Annotated in this window: 6 protein-coding genes; all 6 read left to right on the top strand. The window is 55.9% G+C overall.

What is annotated here, in order from left to right:
* Nucleotides 1–28 precede the first annotated feature (28 nt).
* The 6 genes from FRH_RS18505 to FRH_RS18480 all read left to right on the top strand — a co-directional run bounded on the left by FRH_RS18505 (nucleotide 29) and on the right by FRH_RS18480 (nucleotide 7,639).
* Nucleotides 29–298, top strand: a complete 270-nt coding sequence (locus FRH_RS18505; RefSeq protein ID WP_139526857.1) for a SelT/SelW/SelH family protein — start codon at nucleotides 29–31, stop codon at nucleotides 296–298.
* On the top strand, nucleotides 295–1,182 hold the full coding sequence (locus tag FRH_RS18500; RefSeq protein WP_239286462.1) for a DMT family transporter: 888 nt from the start codon (nucleotides 295–297) through the stop codon (nucleotides 1,180–1,182). Before FRH_RS18505 ends, FRH_RS18500 begins: the two co-directional genes overlap by 4 nt.
* Before the next feature lie 270 nt (nucleotides 1,183–1,452).
* Nucleotides 1,453–3,261 (top strand): TolC family outer membrane protein, encoded by a 1,809-nt coding sequence (locus FRH_RS18495; protein ID WP_139526862.1) that lies wholly within the window; start codon nucleotides 1,453–1,455, stop codon nucleotides 3,259–3,261.
* A 210-nt stretch (nucleotides 3,262–3,471) separates the two neighbouring features.
* Nucleotides 3,472–5,583, top strand: a complete 2,112-nt coding sequence (locus tag FRH_RS18490) for a type I secretion system permease/ATPase (protein ID WP_281998183.1) — start codon at nucleotides 3,472–3,474, stop codon at nucleotides 5,581–5,583.
* Nucleotides 5,583–7,013, top strand: coding sequence for an HlyD family type I secretion periplasmic adaptor subunit (locus FRH_RS18485; RefSeq protein WP_139526864.1), 1,431 nt, complete (start codon nucleotides 5,583–5,585; stop codon nucleotides 7,011–7,013). The genes FRH_RS18490 and FRH_RS18485 overlap by 1 nt, the downstream gene beginning before the upstream one ends.
* Nucleotides 7,013–7,639, top strand: a complete 627-nt coding sequence (locus FRH_RS18480) for a response regulator transcription factor (protein ID WP_044628520.1) — start codon at nucleotides 7,013–7,015, stop codon at nucleotides 7,637–7,639. The genes FRH_RS18485 and FRH_RS18480 overlap by 1 nt, the downstream gene beginning before the upstream one ends.
* Nucleotides 7,640–7,679 lie beyond the last annotated feature (40 nt).

Genomic DNA, 7,679 nt, shown 5'->3' with positions numbered 1-7,679 from the left:
AAGGAACCGATCGATAAGGATTTGCACAATGGCCCGCATTCATATTCGCTACTGCACACAGTGTCAGTGGCTGCTACGCAGCGCTTGGTATGCGCAAGAACTTCTCTCTACGTTTGGTGAGCAGTTGACAGAAGTCGCGCTCTCACCCTCTCACGGCGGTACTTTCGAGATCTGGTGTGATGACTCGCTTCTCTGGGAGCGTAAGCGAGATGGTGGGTTTCCCGACATTAAAACGCTCAAACAGCAGGTGCGCGACCAGATCGATCCTGCCCAAGACCTGGGGCATATCGACCGATGACGCAAGATCAGCAGGCAGTACTGTATGGCTTGGGCGCCGTCGCGCTTTGGTCGACCGTGGCGACGGCATTCAAAGTCGCCCTGGCCTGGATGAGCCCGCTTGAACTCATGTGGTTGGCCGCTCTGGTGTCCTGGATGCTAATGGGCGCCATCGTCGTCAAGCAAGGGCATATGCGCGTTGCGCTACGCTGGGGGTGGGGGACGGCGCTTTGGGCTGGGTTAATGAACCCCGTGGCTTACTACTTGTTGCTATTTGCTGCCTATGACCGGCTACCTGGCCAAGAGGCCATGGCGCTCAACTATACATGGGCACTGGCGATGGCTTTTTTGGCAGTGCCGCTGCTGGGACATCGTCTCACCCGCTCGGATGTAGGGGCTGGTTTGGTGGCTTACAGCGGCGTTTGGGTCATTGCTACCCGAGGAGAGGTCTTCAACGTTGCTTTCGAAGATCCTCTGGGGGTCGTTTTCGCGTTGGCATCGACACTGGTATGGGCGCTTTACTGGCTGCTCAATGCGAAAGACGCGCGGCAGCCGTTGGTAGGGCAGTGGCAGAATTTCAGTGTTGGGTTACCTGTTTTAACACTATTGTTACTTTTTGGCCCTGGCCTGCAGTGGCACGGGTGGTCTGCGCTTGGGGCTGGTGCGTATGTCGGCCTCTTCGAAATGGGCGTTGCGTTCGTGCTTTGGCAAATGGCCGTGCAGAGCGTTTCACGAACTGCCAAGGTCTCTAATCTGATCTTCTTGTCGCCGCCTGTCTCCCTTTTGCTGCTGTTCTTGGTCGTCGGTGAGCCAATGCGGCTGTCTACCCTAGTGGGTTTAATACTGATTCTGTGCGGGTTGGCGATTCAACAGATTCCCCAAGCACGGCGTGAGCCAGCGCTGTAGTGTGTTTTTTTGGCCGCTTATTGTAAATTTTTGTGACTTTTGTTTTTATAGCTTGTCACTGCCGCTAATACGATTAATTTAAGCTAATATCATCCCGTTAGGGTGATTTAACTAAGACAATATCACCAGCGACGATAGCCAGCTTCATGTTGATCTGGCAGTGTTTAGTCGGGGTAAGCAGCCCAGGGGGTGACAATGCGTCGTGTGTTGTTACGAAGGAAAGGCGACTTGCTCATCGGTAGCGAAAACGTTCATTAGGGATCTCTGGCCATGAAAGACAACGTTACAACGAAACGCACACCTCTCTCACTTCAGCGCGCTGTCCGACCCTGGACACTGACCACGCTTGCCTGTTTACCGCTGACGGCGCTTGCCCAGCAGCTGCCTTCTACGCTGTACGCGCCTGGTATGACCGATCTCAATACCACAATTCAGCAAACGATCGTGAGTAACCCGCAGGTCAATGCAGCTTGGAACAATTTTAGCGCGGCGGGAAGTGATGTGCGCGTGGCTCAGGGTAACTACCTGCCGTCGATCGACGTGACGGCCGGGGTGGGGCGCCAAGACCAGCAAAACGATGGACGTGGCAGTTACAGCAGTGACTTTGCCGAGCTCACTCTGACGCAAATGGTATTCGATGGCTTTGCGACACGCAGCGAAGTAGAGCGCTTGGATCGTACGCGCCTCATCGCTTACTTCGAGTTGCTGGGGGCCAGCGAAACGGTAGCGCTGGAAGCGTTTGAAACCTATCTAGATGTCTTGCGATTCCGAGAAATGGTCCGCTTGGCGCAAGATAACTATCGCGAACACCAGCGTGTTTTCTCGCAGATCGAAGAGCGTGCACTGTCTGGTGCTGGGCGTGGAGTGGATCTGGAGCAAATCAGCGGTCGTTTGGCGCTGGCCGAATCCAATTTGATGACCGAAGCTTCGAACCTGCATGATGTGACGGCACGTTACCAGCGGATCGTCGGTGAGCTACCACCGCAAAATATGTCGCCTGCACCCTCGCTGGCTGACGAGCTGCCCAGCGATGTCAGCGAAGCAGTGCGAATGGCCTTTGAGGGCAATCCCGATTTCCATGCGGCCATTGAGAACATTGCCGTTCAGCGTGCTGAGCAAAATGCCGCTCGTGCCGCCTTCATGCCACGCCTGGATATTCAAGGCCGTACCGGTACCAATAACCAAGACGACTCGATCGCTGGTCGCAGCGATGAGCACAGCATTCAGCTCGTGGCAAGCATGAACCTCTATCGCGGTGGTTCTGATAGTGCCGCGTTCGAAGCTGCCACGACGCGCATCGAGCAGGCCGTCAATCAGCGTGAAGTGGCGTGTACCAATGTCCGTCAGACGACACAAATCGCCTACAACGATACGCAGCGTCTTAATGAGCAGTTGCGCTATCTCAACGACCACCGCCAATCCATCGATCGCGTGCGTGGCGCTTATCAGCAGCAGTTCGATATTGGCCAGCGCACCCTTTTGGACGTGCTGGACAGTGAGAATGAGTACTTCGAGGCCAGCCGTGCCTATGCCAATGCGGAATTCGACCTGACACTGGCCCAGGCGCGGACGCTGGCCGCCATGGGGCAGCTCATGCAAACGTTGGAAGTGGTCCGTGAAGACATTCCAACCTTGGCAGAGTTGGGCTACGAAGATTTAGCGCAAGACCCTGAGATGGCCTGCGCTACCGATGGCCCGCGTGGCTTCACTCTGGAAGATTTCACCCGTGGCATTTCCGCTTCGTCGTTGTCCAGCGACACGCTCACCACCGCCTACAACGAGCCGAGTGAGCCAGTCGTGATGCCAATCGATGCGCCTGTGTACGCCAACGCAGCGGTTGAGCCTGAGGCCATCGAGAGCAGTCTCTATATTCAAGTCGCCTCGCTAAGTGCCGCTGAGCGCGCTCAACAGTTAAGCGTTGAGTTAGGAGAGCAGCTAACAAGCCAGTCACGGGTGTATGCGTCGGCGGGAAATTATCGCGTTCAACTGGGGCCGGTGGCCTCGTTCAGTGATGCTCAGGCGCTACAGCAAACGCTACAACGAATGGGGTATGGTGATGCCTTTGTCACCAATGGTTAGAGCATCCAGCGTCTATGAGTAACTAGCCATCCTCTGAGCCTGCCGCGCAGGGCGGCAGGCAAGCACTACCCATTGGGTGTGTAATACGAGTCGCTTAATGCGTTTTAGGGTAATGAGGTCTTTGTGACACAACCAAACCTGAGTAGGGCGGAGGCTCCCCATTCGCGATCGGATGAAATCAGCCCCAATGAACTAGAGGGGCGTGATGAGCTGCTTGAGTGCCTCAAGGTAATCGCTTCTTTTCATCAACATGAAGTGTCATCGGAAGCACTTCGGGCAGGCCTGCCGTTGGAACAGGGCAAATTGACGCCCTCGGTGTTTGGGCGAGCTGCCTCACGGGCGGGTTTGACGGCTAGAATTACTAAAAGTCGGCTGTCTGGACTGAATCCAGCGCTATTCCCGGTGATTCTTCTGCTCGAACCCGGCCGAGCCTGTGTCTTGTTGGGGCTGGATCTTAAGCAGAAAAGAGCCCGCGTCATTTTTCCCGAACTCTCAGAGTCGGACGTCGACATTTCTCTCGACGAGCTTTACGCGGGTTATAGTGGCGAGGCTATTTACGTTCGCCCAAAGTTTTTAGCTGATAACGCATCCGAGCCGGGCGTTAAAAAACGCCGTGACCAGCACTGGTTTTGGGGCGTTATTCGTGAAAATCGTCGGCTTTACCGCGATATCGTTCTGGGGTCGGTGGCGATTAACGTATTCGCCATCGCCATGCCCCTATTCGTTCTCAATGTTTACGATCGTGTCGTGCCTAACCAAGCAACAGAAACGCTTTGGGTGCTCGCCGTCGGTATTTTTATCGTTCTCTGCTTCGACTTGGCCCTAAGGCTAATGCGAAGCAGCTTTGTCGACTTGGCCGCCAGCCGGGCAGACGTCAAGCTCTCATCAAGTATCATGGCCAAATCACTGGGGCTGCGTTTGGAAGAGCGGCCCGCCTCGACGGGGTCCTTCACCTCCACGCTTCAGTCGTTCGAATCAGTGCGTGCCTTTATCGGTTCTGCAACCATCCTAGGCATCGTGGACTTACCGTTCGTGCTGATGTTTGCCGCCATTATTGCGCTGATCAACCCCTGGCTCGTGCTCCCTGTACTGGTTGGGATCGTATTCGTATTGCTCTACGCCTTGGCGGCTCAAGGAAAGCTCCACGAACTTTCGCAAACGACCTGGGAGGTCGGCGCGCAGCGTAACTCGCTCTTGGTCGAGTCCATCTCCCAGTTGGAAAACGTCAAAGCGTTACGGGCCGAAAGTCGCATCCAGCGTCATTGGGAAAAAGCGTCGGCCTTTCTATCCAAGACCGGCGCGCAATTGAAAATGGTCAGCACGTCGGTCTCTAACGTCGCTCAGTGGGCACAGCATAGTGTGGCCGTTTGCGTCATCATCGTCGGGGTGTATCAAATCATCCAGGGGAATCTGACTCAGGGTGGCCTGATCGCTGCCTATATGCTCTCTTCGCGAGCCATGGCGCCTATCAGTCAAGCCGCTGCACTGCTGGCTCAGTATCATCAATCCTCCACCGCACTAGAGTCATTGAATGCGGTCATGAATAAAAAGGTAGAGCGGCACGAAGGCAAGGCGTACGTAGAAAAGCCCAGCTTTGCAGGCAATATTCGCCTTGAAAAAGTGACGTTACGCTATCCCAATGAAGAGCGTGACGCCTTGAAGGATGTTTCTGTTACGGTCAAAGCGGGCGAAAAAGTGGCGCTCCTGGGGCGCATTGGCTGTGGAAAATCGTCGCTCAATAAACTCGTGCTAGGTTTTTATCAGCCCACCGCCGGGGCGGTGCTGGTCGATAATGTCGATATTCGTCAGCTCGACCCGTTACAACTACGCCGCCACATAGGCTATGTGCCTCAGGATGTCAGCCTATTTTCAGGCTCGCTGCGTGACAATATCGTGGCAGGGGGTGGTAGTGACCGAGTGGATGACGATGCGCTGCTGCGGGCCATCGAGCTAGCGGGGCTGGAAAGCATGGTCAACAGCCATCCTCATGGCGTCGATCTGCAGGTAGGCGAGCGCGGCCAAGCGCTATCGGGTGGGCAGAAACAGTCGGTTGCCATTGCCCGCGCGTTGGTTCAAGACCCGCCCATCTTATTACTGGACGAGCCTACCAGCTCTATGGATAACGCCAGTGAAGAGACGTTCAAAGCCAATCTAAAAAACGTCGCAGCAGGCAAAACCATTCTCGTCGTAACGCATCGTACCTCGCTACTCTCTCTGGTGGATCGTATTATCGTCATGGATGCAGGTAAAGTCGTCGCCGACGGTCCGCGGGATACCGTGGTGGAAGCGCTGCGCAAAGGCCAAATCGGGAGGGCTTCGTAATGGCGCGTAAATCCTCCTCGACATCCGAACAAAAAGGCTTTGAAGCGATTGGGCGCTTCTCTGAAAAGGGCCAAAAACCGTTTCGACCCTTTATGGATCGCCTGTTTGCCAAACGAGTGACCTCCGCGCACCTCAATCGTGACTGGGCGAGCGACACCGACTGGGCGCGAATGCAGCAAGAGCCCATTCGGGCGCGGCTGTTTCTTTATACGGTTCTGTTGGCGATCGTGGCGCTGCTGATATGGTCTTACTTTGCCGCTATTGATGAAGTGACCCGCGGGTCTGGACGGGTGATTCCTGCCAGCCAACTTCAGCGTATCCAGTCCTTTGACGGCGGGGTGATCGAACAGATCATGGTGCGGGAAGGGCAGATGGTGAGCGCCGGTGAGGTGCTGATGCAGATCGACCCGACCCGGTTCGTCTCGGATTTTCGTGAAAATCGCGCCCAGCGATTCGCTTTGGAAGCCCGCGCTGAACGTCTGCGTGCGCTGGCGACCGGTACGGCTTTCGAGCCCTCCGAAGAGCTACGCCAGGAAGTGCCCAACATCGTCATGCAAGAGCGTGAGGTATACGAGAGCCGACGCGAAGAGCTGCGCGAGCAAAAGAACGTGTTAGAAGATCGCGTTCGCCAGCGCGAGCAGGAGTTGCGTGAGGCAGAGTCACGACGGGATACCGCTGCGCGTGAGGCTAGCATGGCCAGCCAGGAGCTGAACCTGACGCGGCCACTGCTGGCCTCGGGAGCGGTTTCTGAAGTCGAGGTGCTGCGTTTACAGCGGGAAGTTTCACGAGCATCTGGTGAGAGGAGTCAGGCCGATGCAGCGGTTGCCCGCCTGCAGGCAGCCGTCGAGGAGGCGCAAACGCAGCTGCGAGAGCTGGATGCCGAGCGTCGAAGCGAGTGGCGTAATGACCTCGCGCAAGCGCTGGGCGAGCTCAACGCACTACAGCAGTCGGGTACGGGGCTGCAGGATAGAGTGCGGCTGACGGAAATTCGCTCGCCGGTGGATGGCATCGTGCAGCGTATTCACATCAATACCATTGGCGGTGTTGCCCAGCCTGGCCAGGAAGTGGTGGAAATCGTGCCTACCGATGATCAACTGCTCGTGGAAGCACGGATTGCGCCTCAAGACATCGCCTTCCTTCACCCAGGCCAGCCAGCCACCATCAAGCTCACCGCCTACGACTATGCCATCTACGGCGGTCTACAGGCAGAGCTTGAGCACATCAGTGCCGATACCATCACCGATGATGACGGCAACACGTTTTATCTGGTGCGAGTGCGCAGCTTAGAGAATGAAAACGTAGCCGACCGGCTGCAGGTAATACCGGGCATGACGGCGCAGGTCGATATCGTCACCGGTAAGCGAACGGTGATGCAGTTTATGCTGAAACCTGTTTTAAGGGCGTGGCGAGATTCCATGGGGGAGCGCTGATGAAACACTGGTTTATCACAACAGATGGCAGTTTAAAGGCGCGGTGGAAAAAAGCGTTCCAAAATGTAGGAGCTTCGACGCCAGCCACCTACGAGCATCAGATATCACCCAACGATCTCGCTTGGCTCTCGACGACCGTCGAGAGCTGGCCCTCACTACTGCCTAAATTAGTCGAACAGGGTGCCATTGTCGTGGTGCTTAGCTACACCCCTGATGACCGAGAGGCGCTGAGTGCACTGGATCTGGGCGCAAGAGGCTATGTGCACACCCTGGCCGCCGCCGATGTGCTCAACCAAGTGGCGCTGGTCGTTACGAACCAGGGAGTCTGGGTAGGGCAAGAGTTACTGGCTAAAGTACTTGGCGGTACGTTCAAAGCTCTTCAGCAGCGTGTTGATCATGACCGCTACCAGCATAGCGATTACTTAGGGCTGCTGACCGAGCGAGAGCGCGGTGTTGCACTCGCGGTTGCGCGTGGTGCTACCAACAAGGAAGCGGCCCGCCAGTTGGATATCACCGAGCGAACGGTGAAAGCGCATTTGAGTGCTATTTTCAAGAAGTTGGAGGTGCGTGATCGGTTGCAATTGATCCTCAAATTAGCGCCAGTAGCAGAGCAGGCAGATATGTAGCTCGACTGCCGAAACGTGACAATCTCCTATATATACGTTT

It is taken from the genome of Halomonas sp. A020, assembly GCF_027943625.1.
In the GTDB taxonomy this organism is placed as follows: Bacteria; Pseudomonadota; Gammaproteobacteria; order Pseudomonadales; family Halomonadaceae; genus Vreelandella; species Vreelandella piezotolerans.
This window is presented reverse-complemented; position numbering and strand designations above follow the sequence as displayed.

Bases quoted from the DNA above. Each gene is read 5' to 3' on its own strand.
- FRH_RS18505 (WP_139526857.1), top strand. From the start codon at position 29: ATGGCCCGCATTCATATTCGCTACTGCACACAGTGTCAGTGGCTGCTA.
- FRH_RS18500 (WP_239286462.1), top strand. From the start codon at position 295: ATGACGCAAGATCAGCAGGCAGTACTGTATGGCTTGGGCGCCGTCGCG.
- FRH_RS18495 (WP_139526862.1), top strand. From the start codon at position 1,453: ATGAAAGACAACGTTACAACGAAACGCACACCTCTCTCACTTCAGCGC.
- FRH_RS18485 (WP_139526864.1), top strand. From the start codon at position 5,583: ATGGCGCGTAAATCCTCCTCGACATCCGAACAAAAAGGCTTTGAAGCG.
- FRH_RS18480 (WP_044628520.1), top strand. From the start codon at position 7,013: ATGAAACACTGGTTTATCACAACAGATGGCAGTTTAAAGGCGCGGTGG.